Source organism: Streptomyces sp. NPDC107517 (genome assembly GCF_055582645.1).
This window is the reverse complement of sequence record NZ_JBVJPM010000003.1, coordinates 324632-341063: the sequence shown is the minus strand read 5'-3', so window position 1 is coordinate 341063 and position 16432 is coordinate 324632. Positions and strand designations below refer to the sequence as shown.

General features: G+C 73.1%; 15 protein-coding genes. 4 read left to right on the top strand and 11 right to left on the bottom strand.

Going from position 1 to position 16432, the window contains the following annotated elements; genetic code table 11:
- Positions 1–51: 51 nt before the first annotated feature.
- Positions 52–2142, top strand: coding sequence for a PhoX family protein (locus ACZ67T_RS09320; RefSeq protein ID WP_469982718.1), 2091 nt, complete (start codon positions 52–54; stop codon positions 2140–2142).
- Positions 2143–2158: 16 nt separating this feature from the next.
- On the opposite strand, the gene ACZ67T_RS09315 is transcribed toward ACZ67T_RS09320, so the two are convergent.
- A complete protein-coding gene (locus ACZ67T_RS09315) occupies positions 2159–3100 on the bottom strand; it encodes a LysR family transcriptional regulator (RefSeq protein WP_469982717.1) in 942 nt (313 codons plus the stop codon).
- Between the two features lie 197 nt (positions 3101–3297).
- On the opposite strand from ACZ67T_RS09315, the gene snpA reads away from it, so the two are divergent.
- Positions 3298–3963: a snapalysin gene (gene snpA / locus ACZ67T_RS09310; protein WP_469982715.1), complete on the top strand. Its 666-nt coding sequence runs from the start codon at positions 3298–3300 to the stop codon at positions 3961–3963.
- Between the two features lie 115 nt (positions 3964–4078).
- Here the strand turns inward: snpA and ACZ67T_RS09305 are convergent, their stop codons facing one another.
- The 9 genes from ACZ67T_RS09305 to ACZ67T_RS09265 all read right to left on the bottom strand — a co-directional run bounded on the left by ACZ67T_RS09305 (position 4079) and on the right by ACZ67T_RS09265 (position 13852).
- Positions 4079–6037, bottom strand: a complete 1959-nt coding sequence (locus ACZ67T_RS09305) for an FUSC family protein (RefSeq protein ID WP_469982713.1) — start codon at positions 6035–6037, stop codon at positions 4079–4081.
- Between the two features lie 32 nt (positions 6038–6069).
- Complete coding sequence (locus ACZ67T_RS09300) at positions 6070–7080, bottom strand: endonuclease/exonuclease/phosphatase family protein (RefSeq protein ID WP_469982712.1); 1011 nt, start codon at positions 7078–7080, stop codon at positions 6070–6072.
- 106 nt (positions 7081–7186) lie between these two features.
- A complete protein-coding gene (locus tag ACZ67T_RS09295) occupies positions 7187–7684 on the bottom strand; it encodes a DUF7144 family membrane protein (protein WP_469982710.1) in 498 nt (165 codons plus the stop codon).
- Complete coding sequence (locus tag ACZ67T_RS09290; RefSeq protein WP_469982708.1) at positions 7677–8597, bottom strand: hypothetical protein; 921 nt, start codon at positions 8595–8597, stop codon at positions 7677–7679. Before ACZ67T_RS09290 ends, ACZ67T_RS09295 begins: the two co-directional genes overlap by 8 nt.
- Before the next feature lie 104 nt (positions 8598–8701).
- Positions 8702–9106 carry a hypothetical protein gene (locus ACZ67T_RS09285; RefSeq protein WP_469982706.1) on the bottom strand — a complete coding sequence of 135 codons (405 nt, stop codon included), beginning with the start codon at positions 9104–9106 and terminating at the stop codon, positions 8702–8704.
- Positions 9107–9200: 94 nt separating this feature from the next.
- Positions 9201–10934, bottom strand: coding sequence for an IclR family transcriptional regulator domain-containing protein (locus tag ACZ67T_RS09280; RefSeq protein WP_469982704.1), 1734 nt, complete (start codon positions 10932–10934; stop codon positions 9201–9203).
- Positions 10935–11022: 88 nt separating this feature from the next.
- On the bottom strand, positions 11023–11844 hold the full coding sequence (locus ACZ67T_RS09275; RefSeq protein WP_469982702.1) for a ParB/RepB/Spo0J family partition protein: 822 nt from the start codon (positions 11842–11844) through the stop codon (positions 11023–11025).
- Entirely contained in the window at positions 11844–12692 is an 849-nt protein-coding gene (locus tag ACZ67T_RS09270) for a nucleotide-binding protein (protein ID WP_469982701.1), read from the bottom strand. Before ACZ67T_RS09270 ends, ACZ67T_RS09275 begins: the two co-directional genes overlap by 1 nt.
- Before the next feature lie 134 nt (positions 12693–12826).
- Complete coding sequence (locus tag ACZ67T_RS09265; protein WP_469982700.1) at positions 12827–13852, bottom strand: Lrp/AsnC family transcriptional regulator; 1026 nt, start codon at positions 13850–13852, stop codon at positions 12827–12829.
- Positions 13853–14039: 187 nt separating this feature from the next.
- Between ACZ67T_RS09265 and ACZ67T_RS09260 the strand changes: the two genes are divergently transcribed.
- Positions 14040–15116, top strand: coding sequence for an amidase family protein (locus ACZ67T_RS09260; RefSeq protein ID WP_469982699.1), 1077 nt, complete (start codon positions 14040–14042; stop codon positions 15114–15116).
- A 149-nt stretch (positions 15117–15265) separates the two neighbouring features.
- Positions 15266–16045: a mechanosensitive ion channel family protein gene (locus tag ACZ67T_RS09255; protein WP_469982697.1), complete on the top strand. Its 780-nt coding sequence runs from the start codon at positions 15266–15268 to the stop codon at positions 16043–16045.
- Between the two features lie 19 nt (positions 16046–16064).
- Here the strand turns inward: ACZ67T_RS09255 and ACZ67T_RS09250 are convergent, their stop codons facing one another.
- Positions 16065–16361 (bottom strand): DUF6401 family natural product biosynthesis protein, encoded by a 297-nt coding sequence (locus ACZ67T_RS09250; RefSeq protein ID WP_469982695.1) that lies wholly within the window; start codon positions 16359–16361, stop codon positions 16065–16067.
- Positions 16362–16432 lie beyond the last annotated feature (71 nt).

The window sequence follows — 16432 nt, the reverse complement described above, 5'->3', positions numbered from 1 at the left end:
CGGCCACGCCCCTAGCGTCACGCCGGAGTGACCGTAAAGGGGAGGAAAAGAGTGCGTAAAACGCTGCCGCTTCTCGGCTCGCACAATGGGGGCCGTGCCGCGCTGACCTGCCGGTTCCGTTGTGGGGACGCCTGTTTTCAGGAGGTGCCCAACACCAGTTCCAACGAGTACGTCGGTGACGTCATCGCCGGTGCGCTGAGCCGCCGTTCGATGTTGCGCACGGCCGCGGTCGTGACCGTGGCCGCCGCGACGGCCGGCACGGTCGTGGGATCGGGCGCCCCGCAGGCCGCCGCCGCCACGCCGTCGGGGGCGGCAACAGGCGTAGCGCACAAGGGCGAGAAGGGAGCGCGTGGACTACGGTTCACGCCCGTCGCGCCGAACACGGCGGACCGGGTCACCGTTCCCGAGGGCCACGCCCAGAACGTCGTCATCAGCTGGGGGCAGCCGATCCTGCGCGGAGCGCCCGCCTTCGATCCGGACAAGCAGTCCGCAAAGGCCCAGGCGGGACAGTTCGGTTACAACAACGACTTTCTGAGCCTTCTCCCCCTGCGCGGTGAGCACGGGCGTCAGGTCCTGGTGGCGAACCACGAGTACACGGACGAAATCCTGATGTTCAAGGGGTACGACCCCGAGAACCCGACGCGCGAGCAGGTGGAGACCGCCTGGGCGGCGCACGGCCTGTCCGTCGTCGTCGTGGAGGAGTCCCGGCGCAGCGGCGAGCTGTCCGCAGTCACGCGCCACCAGCTCAACCGCCGCCTCACCGCCACCAGTGAGTTCCGTCTCTCGGGCCCGGTCGCGGGCAGCGCGCTCGTGCGTACGAAGGCGGACCCCCGCGGCCGTACCGTCCTCGGCACGCTCAACAACTGCTCGGGCGGCACCACCCCGTGGGGTACGACGCTGCACGGCGAGGAGAACTTCAATCAGTACTTCGCGAACGCCGCGAAGGTGACGGACCCCGCGACGGCCGCCCGCCTCAAGCGCTACGGCGTGACCGGCGAGGCCTCCGAGCGCAAGTGGGAGCGGTTCGACGACCGCTTCGACCTGGCCAAGGAGCCGAACGAGGCGAACCGCTTCGGCTGGGTCGTCGAACTCGACCCGTACGACCCGGAGTCGACCCCCCGCAAGCGCACCGCGCTCGGCCGCTTCAAGCACGAGGCCGCGCAGCCGCGCCTGACGGACGACGGCCGTCCGGTCGTCTACATGGGCGACGACGAGAAGTTCGACTACTTCTACAAGTTCGTGAGCAGCAAGCGCGTCGCCAAGGGCCGCTCGCGCGCCGCGCACGAGCACAACCTGACGCTTCTCGACGAGGGCACCCTCTACGTCGCCCGGCTGACCGGAGACTCCCCGGCCGCCGAGATCGACGGCACGGGCACGCTGCCCGCGGACGGCGAGTTCGACGGCGGCGGCGAGTGGCTGCCGCTCGCCACGGCGGGTCCGCACGGCGCGGTCTCGCACGTCGACGGCATGACGGCGGAGGAGGTCTACCTCTTCACGCGGTTCGCCGGTGACAAGGTGGGCGCCACGAAGATGGACCGCCCCGAGGACATCGAGCCGTCCCCGCACTCCGGCAAGGTGTACGTCGCGTTGACGAACAACTCGGACCGCGGCAAGGCCGGCAAGGCTCCCGTCGACGAGGCGAACCCGCGCAACCTCAACAAGCACGGGCAGATCCTGGAGCTGACCGAGCACCGGGGCCGCGCCGACGCGAAGGCCTTCGGCTGGTCGCTCTTCCTCGTCGCGGGCGACCCGGACGACCCGGCGACGTACTTCGCCGGCTTCCCGAAGGACCGGGTCAGCCCGATCTCCTGCCCGGACAACGTGGCGTTCGACCCGCACGGCAACCTGTGGATCTCCACGGACGGCAACGCGCTCGGCACGCACGACGGCCTCTTCGGTGTCGCGACGCGCGGCGAGCGGCGCGGTGAGCTCAAGCAGTTCCTGACGATGCCGAACGGCGCCGAGACCTGCGGTCCGCTGGTCCAGGACCGCCGGGTCCTCGTCTCGGTGCAGCACCCGGGCGAGGTCGACGGCGCGTCCGTCGAGAAGCCTGCGAGTGCCTGGCCCGACGGGCCGGGGAAGATCGTCCGCCCGTCGGTGGTCTCCGTGTGGCGCGAGGACGGCTGCGACATCGGCGTCTGATCCGCCGGGGGCCGCCTCAGGCCGTTGCCGCGTCCGGCAGGCGCTCGCGATACGCGGGTGCCTGCCGGGCCGCTTCCCAGTAGGCGTCCTCCAAGTCGCCGTAGACCGCGTCGAGTTCGGCCTCCGTGCGGGCGGCGAGGACGAGGCGTACGCCGATCGGGTCGCCGTCGAGGGGTCTTATGGCCATGTCGGGGCGGGCCCGTGACGTCGGCTGGCACAGGGTGACGACCTCGCCCGTGGCGACCAGGGACGCCGCCGTGAGGTAGTCGCCGTGCAGGATCGGGGGGTTGAGCCCGGCGGCACGCAGCACCCGCAGGAGGCCGTGCCATTCGCCGTCCACGGTGGGGTCGACCATCCACCGGTCGTTCGCGAGGTCGGCGAGGCGCACGACGGGGCGGCGCGCTGCCGGGTGGTCGGCGGCCAGGGACACGTACTGCGGCTCGCGTTCGACGAGTACGCGGCAGCGCAGGCCCGGTGGGACGCGCAGCGGGCTGCCCTCGACCTCGTGCACGAACGCCACGTCGAGCCGGCCGTCACCGACGAGCCGGAGCAGGGTGTTCGCCGAGACGTCCATACGGAGCGCGGGCTCACCGCCGGACGGGTGCTCGCGCTGCCGCAGCCGCCGCAGCCAGCCCGGTATGGCCCGGCTCGCCGTGGAGCCGATCCGCAGATGGGGACCGCCGGCGGCGAGGGCGCCGGCCGCCCTGGTCTCCGTGACGAGAGCGCGCATGCCGTCGACGAGGGGGCGGGCGCGGTTCAGGACGACGCGGCCCAGGGGGGTCGCGCGGCACCCGGTGCGCTCCCGGGCGAAGAGCGCGCCGCCGAGCGTGTCCTCGATGCGCCTGAGCTGGGTGGACAGCGACGGCTGGGTCATGCCGAGCAGACGGGCCGCCTTGTGCAGGCTCCCGGTGTCGTCGATGGCGCACAGCGCGCGCAGGTGCCTCACCTCGAGCTCCATGGGCATCGAGCGTAAGGCGGTCACAGACGTCGCACCAGACGTCCAAATGCGAACCGAAACGGGCGAGTTGGGCGGGTGATAGCTCCGTCCTATCGCCAATTGCCATCATCCCCAGGGGCCTCGTGCGCCACCACACTCTCCCTCGTACCGAACCGTTCACGTAACCCCCACTCACGGAACGAGGAGGAGCCCCCCACATGAAGCTCTCCCTGCGCTACGCCTCGGTCGCGGCCGGCATGGCCCTGGCCGCCGGCGCGCTCGCCACCGCGGCCCCCGCGTCCGCCGCCCCGGCCCCGGTCGGCGCCGGCTACACCCACTACGCGGGTTCGGCCGAGGAGGCCGCCGCCAACAAGGCGTTCTTCCAGGCCGTGCTGAAGTCGGTCGCGGAGAAGCGCGCCGCGCACCCGCACGCCGCGTCGGTCACCGTCACGTACGACGCGTCGGGCGCCCCGTCCTTCGCGCAGCAGATAGCCAACAGCACGTCGATATGGAACTCCTCCGTGTCGAACGTGAAGCTCCAGGCGTCCTCGGGCGGCGGCGACTTCTCCTACCGCGAGGGCAACGACCCGCGCGGTTCGTACGCGTCGACGGACGGGCACGGCAGCGGCTACGTCTTCCTGGACTACGCGCAGAACCAGGAGTACGACTCCACCCGTGTCACCGCGCACGAGACCGGTCACGTCCTCGGGCTCCCCGACCACTACGAGGGGCCGTGCAGCGAGCTGATGTCGGGCGGCGGCCCGGGCCCGTCCTGCACCAACCCGAACCCGGACGCGAACGAGAGGTCCCGCGTCGACCAGCTGTGGGCCAACGGCTTCGCCAAGGCCATGAAGTCGCTGAAGCAGTCCGCCAAGACCGGCTGACCGTCTCCGGCTGAACAGCACCGGCCGGCCGTCACCGGCTGAAGGTACCGGAGCAACCCCCCACACCGATGCGGGCCGTCCCCTCCCCGGGGCGGCCCGCATCCGCGTGCCGGCGTCAGTGCGGTGAGGCGATGGCGCGGGCGGCGGCGACCTCCTGGCGTACGGGTTCCAGCACCCCGTCGCGGTCCGCCTCGCTGAAGTCGGCGCGCACCCCCCTCAGGACGTCGGAAGTGCGCAGCCCCTGTGCCAGCTCACGCAGTTGCTCCGCCGCCTGGGCCACCTCGGCGGGCCCCGGCGTCGGCGCCCCCTCCTTGACCCTGACCCGCGCCGCGGTCGTGGCGTCCACGATGCGTTCCACGGCGACGACGAGCGGCCACCAGGCGGCGGCGCGGCGGCCGGTGGGAGGCGGTTCGGTCAGGGCGCGCTGGAACTCGGAACGGATGACGGACAGATCGCGGTAGAGCCGGCGGCGCATCCGCGCGCGGGCGGCCGGGACGTCCGGGTCCGCGGACGCCCCGAACGCGTGGTCCACGTATGTCGCGGTGTCCGCGACGGCGTCGGCGAGCCGGTCGCCGATGCGGGTGTGCCAGCTCTCGGGCCACAGCAGATATCCGGCGACCAGCGCGATGGCGCAGCCCATGAGGCTGTCCAGGAGCCGTGGCAGGACGAGCCCGATGCCCTGGTGGTTGAGGGTGTCGGACAGCAGCAGGATGGCCGGCGTGATGGCGGCGGTCTGATAGCCGTAGCCGCGCGGGGTGAGCGCAGGGATGAGCGCGGCGAGGACCATCAGCACGGGCACGTCCCACCACCCGCGGGGCACCACGGAGAGGACCGCCGTGGCGAGGACGAGCCCCACCGCCGTGCCGAGCGCGCGCTGGACGGCCCGCGAGAACACCGAGCCGAAGTCGGGCTTGAGGACGAACGTGATGGTCAGCGCCACCCAGTAGGAGCGCGGGACCGGCACCGTCGAGACGAGGACCTGGGCGATGCCGATGCACACGGCCAGGCGCAGCCCGTAGCGCCAGGAGGCGCCGGACAGCACGACCTTGCGCGCGGCGCGGACGGTGCGCACGCGCAGGACGGCGGGGCGGCCGAGGCGGTCGACTGCGAGGGCGCGGTGGGGGTCCGTGTTCTTGCTGGTGACGAGGCCGGCGGCGTGCCGCACCGCGTGGTCGACGGCGCGGGCGGCGGGTCCTTCGGGTGCGGGCAGGTCGAGGGGCCCGGCGTCGGTGCTGCCGGTGTCGACCGCGTCGGCGAGGCGTCGTACGGCGTCGGGGACGGCGGCGGGGAGCGGCACCCCGTGCTGGTGGGCGGCGGGCGCGGACTCGGCGATCGGGGTGAGCGCGTTCAACAGGGCGAGCAGGCGCACCAGTTCGGGGTTGCGGCCGTGGGCGAGGGCGCGCCGGGCGAGGACGAGGTCGTAGGCCTGGTTGAAGGACTGGGTGACGGCGTAGCGGGTCTCGGCGTAGTTCTCGGGGTCGGCCGCCGACGCGAGCAGGTTCGCGACGGAGCGGTACGTGGTGGCGACGGCCGCGCGTTCCGGCACCCCGGACCGCAGCGGCCAGGCGAGCAGCGCGAGCGCGAGGACGAGGAGTCCGCCGCCCGTCATCAGGAGCGGCGCGAGCCACCACTCGCCCGGCAGGGGCAGCCCGGCGCCGATCACGCAGTTGAGCAGGAGCAGCAGCCCGGACACCGAGGCGACCGCGCCGATCGTCGAGATCATCCCGGAGACCAGTGCCACGCCCGTGACGGTGGCGACGGCGACCCAGCCCTGCCCGTACACGAGCGTGCCGACCGTCACGCCGACCGCGCCGAAGAGCTGGGGGACCGCGATGTTGAGGATCCGCATCCGGTAGGCGTCGGCGGTGTCGCCGATGACGCCGGACAGGGCGCCCATGGAGGCGAGCGCCCCGTACGCGGGCTGCCCGGCGGCGAGCCCGATCGCGAGCGGCAGCGACAGCGCGAGGCCGGCGCGCGCGACGGCCGCCCAGGGGACCGGCGCGGGGTGCGGACGCAGGGTCCTGACCAGCCAGTCGGGTGGCGCGAGATGGCGGGCCGGGGACTCTGGGCGCATGCCGTCCATTGAACGCTACGGGGCCCGGCCGCTCAGGACGCCGCCGGCCGGTGCATCGTCAGGTCGACCAGGAGGGCGCGGTGGTCGGTGTCGGCCAGCTCGACGAAGCGGGCGGAGTGCGCGGAGAAGTCCTCGCTCACGAGGACGTGGTCGATCTGGGTGCCGAGCGGCGGGCGCAAGCGCGAGGGCCAGCTCGGGGCGCGGGACTTCCCGGCGAGGCGGGCACTGTCGTGCAGGCCCGCGTCGAGGATGTGGCGGAACGCGGCGTGGTCCTGCGTGGCGTTGAAGTCCCCGGCCAGGATGGTCGGCTGCGAGCGGCCCGCGGCGGCGAAGTCGCGCAGCTCGCCCAGTTCGGAGCGCCACAGGCCGACCTGCCGGGGCAGCGGCGGCATCGGGTGCGCGAGCTGGAGCCGCACGCCGTGGCCCTTCACATCGGCGACGGCGCCTGGCATGCCCATGGTCCCCGGGACGCCCGCGGCGGCCCTGAGCGGATACCGGCTCAGAATGACCGACCCCTGTGAGCCTCCCGCCTCCACGGCCTGCCGGTACGGGAAGTCGGCGCGCGGCAGCTCACGGCGCAGGGTGTCCTGGCACCCCTCATCGCACTCCTCGACGAAGACCAGGCCGGGCCGCTCGCGGCGCACCGCGCCCACGAGCGACTCGGTGCCGTGCCCGAACCGGACGTTCGAGGTGAGGACCCGCACATCGGCGACCGGCGGCCCGCTCGCGTCGACGTCCTTGCCGTACGGCTCGATGTACCAGGCGAGGGCGCCGAGCGCCGCGACGCCCCACACCATGCCGATACGCCAGCGCGCGAGCACAGTGAGCAGCAGCGCGGCGCCCGTCGGCGCGAGGAGCCAGGGCAGGAACGCCAGGAGCTGCGGGACGGGGGTGACCCCGTCCACGTCCGCGATCCGGCAGCCCACGACCGCGCTGACGCCGGCGAGGAGAAGGCCCGCGGTCCAGGCGGCCACGGTGCGGCCCGGCCTGCGGTCCCGGTCGTCGTGGGGGAGGACCGGCGGTGGGCCGGGCGCTTGCGTCACATGCTCCAAGGCCCTGGCCCGCCTTCCGCTCGCTCCGGCACCCTCCGGCGCCGGATGCCGGAATCCTTCCTCAAAGACGGGGAGGCCCGGGGAACGGTTGCCCGCTTCAGGCGCGGGCGGGGCGCCTGGGACCCTCGGTGGCCAGCGCCCAGATGACGAAGACGCCGATCGCGATCGCGATGAGCGACCAGAAGGGTTCGTAGGGCAGGAACATGAAGTACGCGATGACGTACAGCGAGGCGATGGCGATGCCGACGCCGCGCGCCCAGTCGCCGCCCTTGAGGATGCCGAAGCCGGTGACCGTGACGATGACGCCGAGCACCAGGTGGATCCAGCCCCACGTGGTGAGGTCGAAACCGTAGGTGTAGTTGCCGATGCGGGTGTACACGTCGTCCTTGGCGATGCCCGCGATGCCGTTCAGGATGCCCAGGATGCCGCTGACGATCATCAGGACGCCGGCGAACACCGCGCCGCTCGTCGCCCACTCGTTGCCCGCGCCGTCACCCCTGGTGGGGTCGGGCCCGGGGGAGCGGTGCTTGTCCGACCAGACGCCGTGGCCCGCATCGGGGTCGGGGGGCGGCGTCGAAGTGGGAGTCTCACTCATCAGTCCTCCTCGGTGTCACTGGAATGCTCACCCGGGAAGCGTCGGGCCGCATTTCGGGAGGAACCGGATGGGCCGGAGGACGCGGCGGGGTTCTGCGGCGCAGGTGCTCCGGCAGCCAGGCGCGGACGGCCACCGCGAGGGCGGCGCTCACGGTCCACCAGGACGCGGTGCTCACCGACGAGCCGAGGGCGTCGTAGGCCGCGCCCGCCGCGGAGCGGTCCACGTCCGAGGGCAGGTTGTCGAGGGTGACGGAGCGGCTCGTCGCCAGCGCGACGAGGAGCGCTCCCGCGGCCACCGCGACACCGAGCGCGGTCGCGGTCACGGCCCGGCGGCGGCGCCGGGCGAGCGCGAGGCCCGCGGCGGCGGAGGCGACCGCGGCGAACGGGAGCCACAGGCCCGCCCGTTGGAGCAGGTGCAGCGACGGGCGCAGCCGGTCGAGGTCGCGCGCGCTGATCACGGTGATGGAGGTGTGCGTGACGGGGATGCGGTCGGCGAAGGGCACGCCGTCGTTGCCGAGCTGCTGTTTGACCTGCCCGGTGACGGGCGCGAGGTCGAGGGTGACCGGGCCTTCGGTGCCGTCGTCGATGGCCTGCTGCACGGCGTCGTGCGCGGCCCGGCTCGCCGTGTTCCACGCCTTCTGGAAGGCGTCGGTGCCGGTGAAGGACCGCACGGCGTCACGCACGAACGCGTCCACGGCCGACTGGATCGGCCCCGCGTCGAGTTGCGGCACGATGGCGTTCGTGACGGCGTCGGCGACCGCGCCCCGCACGGCCGGTTCCGCGGCGAGCGGAGCCATCGTCGCGACGTACCGGTCACTGTCCCCGACCTCGTACTTCGCCCAGACGGAGAGCGTGCCGAGCGGCACGAGCAGGCAGGCCAGGGTCAGCAGGACGACGGACAGGGCTCTTCGCATCACCCTCCCAGGCAACGGGCGGGCGGCAGGGAGCGCCAGCGGGGGCGGGGCAGATGGCGGCTTCCGCGGTGGCGGGCTCGACCGAACGGGGGGTTCCCGGCCGGTCAGTCCTCGCGGGTGTAGTAGCGGTAGAACATGGTCGCGAACACAGCGACGGCGACCGTCAGGGCCATGATCGTGGAGCGCAGGACCGAGGCGTCGGTCAGGCTGTAGAGATAGCCGAACGCGATACCGGCCCACGCCGCCCAGGTGACGGCGCGCAGTTCGCGCGGCAGCCGGAACGAGGCCCGGTGGACCCCGAAGGTGACCACGGCGACGATGACGCCCGTCAGGACGCCGAACAGGACGTTGCCCGTGGTGATCGGGCTCGGGCCGGCGTCGCGGCGGATGCCCGCGGCCCAGATGCCGTAGACGACGCCGAGCAGGAGAGAGAGCTTCATCGAGAGCCTGGAGCCGGCCGCCATGGAGCGCATGCCGGAGGTTCCTGAGGCGGGTGCCGCGTGAGCCATGACGGCTCCTTTCTGCCTTTCCCCCCGCCTTCCATTGACCTCCGTCGTCTTCCGATCCGCAACATCGCGGCCGGTTCTCTGTCGCTCTGCCGCTCTATGCCGCGGGGATACGGGCGAACCGCCCGGCGACGTGCAGATCGGCCTCGATGCGTGAGGCCGTGGCGAGCAGCGCGGGCAGGACCTCGTCCGTGACCCGGGCCAGGTCGCGGCGGCTGCTGTGCGTGGCGACGTTCACCGCGGCGACGACCTGCCCGGCGAGGTCGCGCACCGGTACGGCGACGGAGCGCAGCCCCTCCTCCAGCTCCCCGTCCACGAGCGCGTGCCCCTGTCGCCGCACGTCGTCCAGGAGCGCGCCGAGCAGGCCGGCGCCGGTGACGGTGCGCGGGGTGAGGGGAGTCAGGTCGGCGCGGGCGAGGAACGCGGCCCGCGCGTCCGGGGCCAGACCCGCGAGCAGGACCCGGCCCATGGACGTGGCGAAGGCGGGGAAGCGGGTCCCGACCGAGATGTTCACGCTCATCACCCGGCTCGTCGCGACGCGCGCCGTGTACCGGATGTCGTCGCCGTCGAGCACGGTCAGGGACACCGAGTCGTGCAGCTCGGCGGAGAGCGCCCGCATGTGGGGCGTGGCGATCTCGGCCAGCGTCAGATGGGACAGGGGCGGGAAGCCGAGGGCGAGGACGCGGGGCGTGAGCCGGAAGTCCCGGCCGCGCGAGGCCACGTATCCGAGGTGCTCCAGCGTGATCAGGGCGCGGCGCGCGGTGGCCCGCGCCAGGCCCGTCGCCGCGGCGATCTCGGTGAGGTTCAGCTCGGCCCGCCCGGCCCCGAAGACGGTCAGCACGGCGAGCCCGCGCGCCAACGACTCGACGAAGTCCCGCCCGAGCCGCTGCTTGGCCTCGGCGGCCCAGGCGGCGTCGGGCCCCTTCGCCTGCGCTCCGGCCGGCGCTCCGGCCGGCGCTCCCGCAGGCGCGGGAGCGTCCGGTGCCGGACCCGGCGCAGGGCTGTCCGGTGCCGGTTCGCGCAGTGCCTCCTCCATCTCCGTGACAGCGGCCCGCAGCCGTCCCAGCATCGCCTCGCGCAGGGACGCGGCGGTGTGGCGGCTGGTGTGGCTGACGACGCTGACCACGCACGCGACGGCGCCCCCGGGACCCCGTACGGGCACGGCGAGCGCGACGAGGCCGGGCTCGATGAGCTGGTCGTCGAGGGCCCAGCCGACGGCCCCGGCGTGCGCCACGCGCTCCTCGAACCGCTCCTTCTCCGGTTCCTGACGGGGCGGCACCGCGGGGAACCCGCGGTCCTCGGGATCCGCCGCCCGCCGGGCCCGCCACCGCGCCCACATGTCCTCGTCCCACGCGCCCGCGAAGAGCGGTCCCGGCGCGGTGCGTTCGACGGGCAGCAGGTCGCCGATGCGGAAGCTCAGCGACATGGCGCGGCGCCGAGTCGCCTGGTGCACGAAGCGGATCCCGTCCCCGTCCGGGACCGCGAGGGACACCGACTCGTCCAGCTCGTCCGCGAGCCGCTCGGCGCGCGGCCCGAGCAGCGCGGGCACCCGCAGGGCGCCCAGATACGCGTTGCCCACGGCCATCAGCGGCGGCGCCAGCGTGGCGTCACGCCCGTCGAGGCGCAGGCAACCCATGTGCGCGAGGGTCGCGCAGATCCGGTCGACCGTGGACCGGGCGAGGCCGGTCGCCCGCGCGAGCTCGCTGAGGCTGAGGGTGCCGCCGGCGTCGGTGAGCCGCCGCAGCACGTCGATGCCGCGCATGAGCGGCGCGACGGCCTCCGCGGGCACCGCGACGCCGGGGTCGAGGGTGGGAACCGGTCCAGTGGACATGTGCGATGACTGCTCTCCGTGGCGCATTCTCAGGCAACGGTAGAGGAATCCCCCCGCCACCCGGTTCCCGGCCGCCCCGCGGGTGCGCTCAGCGGGCGAGGAGTTCCAGGATCCGGTCGAGCGCCGCGGGGGCGAGATGGCGGCGGAGGGACTCGACGACCTCTTCCGGGGTGCCCCGGCTGTCGATCTTGATTACGCCGTAATCACGCCGGGCCTTCGGCACGGTCGGCGGGGGTGCGCCGGTGTCGCCGGGGAGCGCCTGTTCCTCCTGGGGGAGGCGGGCGATGCGGCGGGCGTCCTCGACCGAGACGCGTCCGTCGGCCAGTGCCTCCTGGATGTCCTCGCGCAGCTTCATCAGGGACAGCCGCTGCGAGACGAAGCCCTGCGTCTTGCCGATGCGGGCGGCGACCTGGCGCTGCGAGTAGCCGTAGCTCTTGATGAGCCCCTGGATGGCCTGGGCCTGCTCCAGCTCGGTGAGGTCGTCGCGCTGGACGTTCTCGATCAGGGCGTCCTCGTCGGTGCGGGACGCGTCCTCGCGCACCAGTACGGGCACCTCGTCCAGGCCCGCCATCCGGGCCGCGGCGAGCCGCCGGTGGCCGTGCAGGACGACGTAGGGGGCCCGGCCCACGGCCTCCTCGTGGTGGGGGTGCGCCGCGACGAACACGGCACGGGGGACCACTCCGAGCGCCTGGAGCACCCCGCGCTCGCGCACGGTCTCGGCGAGCCCGTCCAGGTCGCGCAGCTCGTGGCGCGGATTGTCGGGGTTCTCGGCGAGGTCGGCGAGCGCGACGGTGACGGGGTGCGCGGCGTCGCGGGCGACGGGCTCGGCGCCTGACCGCGACGGCTCCGCGGCCGGGGCGGCGGCGGAGGAGGAGGACAGCAGGGAGGACAGATCGGTACGGCGCCCCATCAGACGTTCACCTTCTTGGCGGTCTTGTCGTTCTTGGTGTTCCCGGCGTTCCTGGCCTTCGCGCCCTTGGCCGCCGCGGGCTGCGCGCTCTTCTTCGTACTGGTACGGCTGCTGCTCGCGGAGCGCTTGGCGGGGGCCGGGATCGCGGCGAGGCCCACTTCCAGGGCGAGGCGGAAGAAGTCCTCGCGGGCCTGGAGCGCGACGCGGTTCGCGCCGTACTGGGTGACGACGAGGCCGTCCGCGGAGGCGCGCGTGTGCAGCTTGTAGTGCCGTACGACCGTACGGGCCAGCGGCCACTCCTGGGCCTCGACGAAGGCGCGCGTCTGCTCCAGGTCGGCCTTGCCGTCGCGCGGGTCCCAGTTGTTGATGACCACGCGGTAGGGCAGGCCGCGCGGCTTCACGACGCGCTCGATGGTGCGCTGTGTGGGCTGGAAGCCGAGCGGCTCGGGCTCGATCGGCACGATCACGTCGTGGGCGTTGGACAGGACGGCGCGCAGCGCGTCCGCGGCGGCGCCCTTGCCGAGCGGGTCCTCGCCGGCGGACTCGGCGAGGTCGAGCCAGCCCGGGGTGTCGACGAACACGTGCTGGGCGGAGGGGATGCGGGAGAGCGCGGCCAGCCCGGACAGGTCGTCGTGGGCCTGCACGAAGTCGAAGGGGAGGCCGCCGCCGACGCGCTCCGACCACCACACGGCGGAGCCCTGCGGGTCGATGGAGACGGCGACGACGGGCGGCCGGCCGCCCTCGGTCCCCGCGCCCAGCACGTCCGCGGTCACGGCGGCGAGGTTGACGGCGAGCGTGGACTTACCCACGCCGCCCTTCTGATTGAGGATCACGTGTACGTGGGCCATGCTCGCCACACTCCCTGAGAGACCGGCGTAACGAACGAATCTGATGAAACGCGCGAAACGGGTGATTCTGTACCTGGTCACTGTGGCAGTCAGGCAGGGGCGCGCGGAGCGAACACGCCGTGGACGGCGGGTGGTTACGCCCAGACATCCACCTGCTCGTACCCCACGGCCCGCCCCTCGGCGTCCAGGAGCCGCCCCATCAGCTTCACGGCGCGCAGGGCGACGGCCCGGTCGGCGATGCGCAGGTGGGGGAGTCTGCCGGCGAGTTTGACCTCCAGGAGCTGTGCGTCGAGCAGGGACGCGACCCAGACCGTGGCGATCAGGTTCTGCGGCCCCGCGGTGCCCACGCAGAGCCGGATCTCCGGGAGCTTCGCCAACTCCCGGGCCGTGGCGTCGAGATGCTCGGGCGGTACGGACCCGAAGAACGTGACGGAGACGGGGGAGCCGGACAGGGAACGGGCCAGGTCGCAGCGCAGGACCAGGCGGCCCGAGTCGAGAAGCCGGCCCAGGCGCCGGCTCGCGGTGTTCACGCTGACGCCGAGGCGCGTGGCGAGTTCCCCGACGGGCAGGCGGCCGTCCTCGCCGAGCGCGGTCACCAGGGCGCGGTGGTCCGCCAGGTAGGGGGCGGCGCCGCCGGCGGAGCGGCGGGACGCGGCGAGGGCCTCCTGCTGGGTGCGGGTGAGGCTGCGCAGGCGCCAGATGCTGCCCTCGGTGTAGCTGCGGGTGATGAGGTGCGCGCGCGAGGACGTGACGCCGGGGACGGCGCCGAGCGTGTCGACGATGTACGCGGACAGGGCGCTGAAGTCGGGCGTCATGGCGGTGACGAGCAGATCGCGGCCGCCCGCCGTGTGCTCGACGGTGACGACCTTCGGGTCCTCGGACAGGACGGCCGCGACGGCCGCGTCCTGGCCGGGCGCGCAGTCGACCTCGACCAGCGCCCCGCCGCCGACGTCGTACGCGTACGCGGTGACCCAGGCGAGGCCCGCCGAGCGCAGCCGTTCCCAGCGCCGGGCGACGGTGGCCGCGTCCACGTCGAGGGCGGCGGCGAGCTTGGTCCAGGGGGCGCGCGCATCGATCTGCAGGGCGTTGACCAAGGCGAGGTCGAGCTCGTCGAGATGGTCCGGGGTGCGGGCGGGCGTGCGGGTGGGCGTTTCGGCCATGCAGGGTCGGCTCCTTCTCCTCGGCGCGAGGCGGCCTGACGGCCGTGTGACATATCCCTGCATTTGATCTACGTGAATGCCACAGAAGAGCAATTCTGCCGGTCCGAATGGCGTCTGAATAGCATCGCCCCATCGTTCGGAACCGGCCACGCCGAGACGTTGGAGGTGTCATCGCATGGAGCGTCGCATGTCTTGCATCGAACAGCCGTTCGAAACATTGAGTGGTGCGGTGCACGCCCTGCGCACCGGCGCCGTCAGCAGCCGTGAGCTCGTCACCACCGCGCTCGCCGACGCCGACAGGCTCGACCCGCTGCTCGGCATCTTCGTCACCCGCTTCCCCGAGCAGGCGCTCGCCACCGCACGGGCGGCGGACGCGCTGCCGGCCGGCGAGCGCGCACCCCTGCACGGCGTGCCCGTGGCCGTGAAGGACAACTTCGCCGCCGCCGAGGGCCCGGTCACCGCGCAGAGCCCGGCCCACGACCCCGGCCTGTGGCGCGGACTCGACGCCCCGGCCGTGATGCGCCTGCGCTCGGCCGGAGCGGTGGTCATCGGCAAGACGACCATGGCCGAGTACGCGATGGGCCGCCCCGACCCGGCGCACTCCTTCCCCGTACCGCGCAACCCGTGGGACGTGGAGCGCTGGACCGGCGGCTCCAGCACCGGCAACGGCGCCGAGATCGCCGCGGGCCACCGAGGCAAGCGGGTCGCCGCGCACGCGCAGGGCCGCGGCGGCATCCTCAACGCCGTGCGCGGCGGTGTGGCCAGCGTCGAGCACGGCTACGAGATCGACGACGAGGCCATCGACCTGATGCTGGAACGCGGCACGTTCCTCGTGCCGACGCTGACCACGGCGAACACCGACCCCGACCCGCTGAAGGCCGCGAGCTGGGCGTACGCGAAGAAGAAGCACTGGCAGGCGGTCGCGCGCCGGCACATCCCGCACGCCATCGAGCGCGGTGTGCGCGTCGCCATGGGCACGGACTGCGGCATCGCGGCGCACGGCACGAACCTGCGTGAGCTCGCCCATCTCGTCGAGTCCGGCATGACCCCGATGGGTGCGATCCTCGCAGGGACGTCCGAGGCGGCGGAGCTGCTCGGCCTCGCCCACGAGATCGGCACGCTGGAGCCGGGCAAGCGGGCCGACCTCGTCATCGCGCGCGGCAACCCGCTCACCGACATCGCCTCCCTCGGCAAGCCCGAGAACGTCCTGCTCGTGGCGAAGGGCGGCGTCCCTTACAAGGACACGGACGGCCTCGCAGCCTGACCGCCGTCTGTCACACGAATGGACGCGGCCCACGGGCCGCGTCCATTCGGGCGCTGATATCCACGAAGGAGCACATCACCGCTGTCTGTGGGGGGCCTGACCGCCCGGCGCGCCAGCGCGTACGGGCCCCAGCGAGTGGAGGACCACTCATGCGCCACCTCACCGACACCGCCCCACTCGCCGTGGACTTCACATCGGGCCTCAACGATGCCTGGTCGAAGGTCGCCCAGTTCGTGCCGAAGCTCGTGGGCTTCCTGATCGTCCTGGCCATCGGCTGGTTCCTCTCGAAGATGATCGCCCGCGTGCTCGACCGGGTCCTGCGCAAGGTCGGCTCGGAGAGACTCGCCGAGCGCTCCGGCGCGGCCCGCATGCTGGAGGGCTCCAAGTACGACATGACGGGGATCGTCTGCAAGGTCGTGTACTACGCGCTGCTGCTGATCACCCTGCAGATCGCACTCGGCGTCTTCGGGCCGAACCCCGTCAGCAACATGATCAACGGCATCGTGGCCTGGCTGCCGCGCGCCGTCGTCGCGATCGTCCTGGTCGTCGTCGCCATGGCCATCGCCAACGTCGTGCGCGACATCGTCACCAACTCGCTGTCGGCGGTCTCGTACGGCAGGACCATCGGCACGATCGTGTGGGCCTGCATCGTCGCGCTCGGTGTGATCGCCGCGCTCGGCCAGGCGGGCATCGCCACGTCGGTCACCCAGCCGGTCCTGATCGCGGCGCTCGCCGCCGCCGTCGGCATCGTCGTCGTCGGGGTGGGCGGCGGTCTCATCGTCCCGATGCGGCAGCGCTGGGAGCGCATGCTGAACAGCGCCGAGCGGGAGACGGCCAAGGCCCGCGGCATCTCCGCCTACCAGGCGGGCCGCGACGACGCGCTGACGAACCAGCCCGTCCAGGAGCGCGAGCGCACCGACGACATGTGACGCGCGCCCTCGGGCTCCCCTACGCGAGACCGTGCCGCCTCACCAGCCAGCTGATGGCGGTGAGGCGGCACACCGCGTAGTCGTGGCCCACGGGCTCGCGCCAGCCGTTCTCCGCGAGGGCGTCGAGGAAGCCGAGCGCGTAGTCGGAGAGGACCTCCCGGTCGGGGGCCTGCGGCAGCAGCGCGCCCCCGCCCGCCTCCAGCTTGTCCCGCAGTTCCGCGACATGCTGGTCGACGGCGGCCGTGAAGCCGGGCTCGAACGCGAACTCCGCGAAGCGCGGGGTGTACGAGGTGCTGATGCGGGCCAGGGGAGACATGCGCTCCACCGTAAACGGGGCATAGCGCCCCGGAACAGGTCTTTTGTCATGCCATTGGTCACAGGCCCCGG

Excerpts from the sequence above, each read along its gene's own strand:
- ACZ67T_RS09260 (WP_469982699.1), top strand. The coding sequence starts at position 14,040 with ATGTCTTGCATCGAACAGCCGTTCGAAACATTGAGTGGTGCGGTGCAC.
- ACZ67T_RS09275 (WP_469982702.1), bottom strand. The coding sequence starts at position 11,844 with ATGGGGCGCCGTACCGATCTGTCCTCCCTGCTGTCCTCCTCCTCCGCC.
- ACZ67T_RS09250 (WP_469982695.1), bottom strand. The coding sequence starts at position 16,361 with ATGTCTCCCCTGGCCCGCATCAGCACCTCGTACACCCCGCGCTTCGCG.
- ACZ67T_RS09295 (WP_469982710.1), bottom strand. The coding sequence starts at position 7,684 with ATGAGTGAGACTCCCACTTCGACGCCGCCCCCCGACCCCGATGCGGGC.
- ACZ67T_RS09315 (WP_469982717.1), bottom strand. The coding sequence starts at position 3,100 with ATGGAGCTCGAGGTGAGGCACCTGCGCGCGCTGTGCGCCATCGACGAC.
- ACZ67T_RS09290 (WP_469982708.1), bottom strand. The coding sequence starts at position 8,597 with ATGCGAAGAGCCCTGTCCGTCGTCCTGCTGACCCTGGCCTGCCTGCTC.
- ACZ67T_RS09285 (WP_469982706.1), bottom strand. The coding sequence starts at position 9,106 with ATGGCTCACGCGGCACCCGCCTCAGGAACCTCCGGCATGCGCTCCATG.
- ACZ67T_RS09280 (WP_469982704.1), bottom strand. The coding sequence starts at position 10,934 with ATGTCCACTGGACCGGTTCCCACCCTCGACCCCGGCGTCGCGGTGCCC.
- ACZ67T_RS09270 (WP_469982701.1), bottom strand. The coding sequence starts at position 12,692 with ATGGCCCACGTACACGTGATCCTCAATCAGAAGGGCGGCGTGGGTAAG.
- ACZ67T_RS09255 (WP_469982697.1), top strand. The coding sequence starts at position 15,266 with ATGCGCCACCTCACCGACACCGCCCCACTCGCCGTGGACTTCACATCG.
- ACZ67T_RS09305 (WP_469982713.1), bottom strand. The coding sequence starts at position 6,037 with ATGCGCCCAGAGTCCCCGGCCCGCCATCTCGCGCCACCCGACTGGCTG.
- snpA (WP_469982715.1), top strand. The coding sequence starts at position 3,298 with ATGAAGCTCTCCCTGCGCTACGCCTCGGTCGCGGCCGGCATGGCCCTG.
- ACZ67T_RS09265 (WP_469982700.1), bottom strand. The coding sequence starts at position 13,852 with ATGGCCGAAACGCCCACCCGCACGCCCGCCCGCACCCCGGACCATCTC.